The organism is Allobaculum fili (genome assembly GCF_020969955.1).
Lineage (GTDB): Bacteria > Bacillota_I > Bacilli_A > Erysipelotrichales > Erysipelotrichaceae > Allobaculum > Allobaculum fili.
The window spans coordinates 1-598 of record NZ_JAHDSX010000103.1 but is presented as its reverse complement, the minus strand read 5'-3'; the positions used below and the strand labels follow the sequence as shown (position 1 = coordinate 598).

Here is a 598-nt window from a genome sequence, read left to right as displayed (position 1 = left end):
TGGAGAAATCGATACCGAGATCGATTGCAGGGATGATTGATTCCATGAAAAAGCCTCCTTGAATAAAGGAATTATCCCAAGGAGGCGGTCGAGAAAATACCCGTCTTTTATTTGACGCTTACGAAGCGGACTGCCGATCGGGCAGGCGCAACTCGGAAGGACTAAACGCAACGATTGTGGTTGAAGGACTAAATGCAGCCAGAAAAGGTTCAATGGTTGCATTTACTATTTCAATTCACTCACCAAAAGAAATTTCACAAATTGAAAAGTTCGTGGTTGCAATTGGTTTTGAGCAGTGGTAATCTAATCAGGCGTCAAGGGAAATTTTCCTTAACGTTTCAAGTCACTGTTATTTATCAAAGAAAACGCATCAAGTTAAATATCAAAAAGATTTCACAATATGTGTTGACAGAGATAAATGGCAATGATATGATAAACAAGCCTTGTGAGAGACGCTGAGTTTCTCACAAGCAGATGGCTCTTTGAAAACTTTACAGACAGATCAAGAAATTCGAAATACACAACGTCGATTCTTAAAATCACAAAAAGTACTCGAACAATCATTTATTCACGAAACATTAAACGCATAAGCGTTTGA

1 protein-coding gene is annotated in these 598 nt (G+C 38.5%); it reads right to left on the bottom strand.

Translation table 11 applies throughout. From position 1 onward, the window contains the following. Nucleotides 1–222, bottom strand: a 222-nt coding sequence (locus Afil_RS10700; RefSeq protein ID WP_230268541.1) for a hypothetical protein, incomplete at its 3' end; no start/stop codon positions are given. Nucleotides 223–598 lie beyond the last annotated feature (376 nt).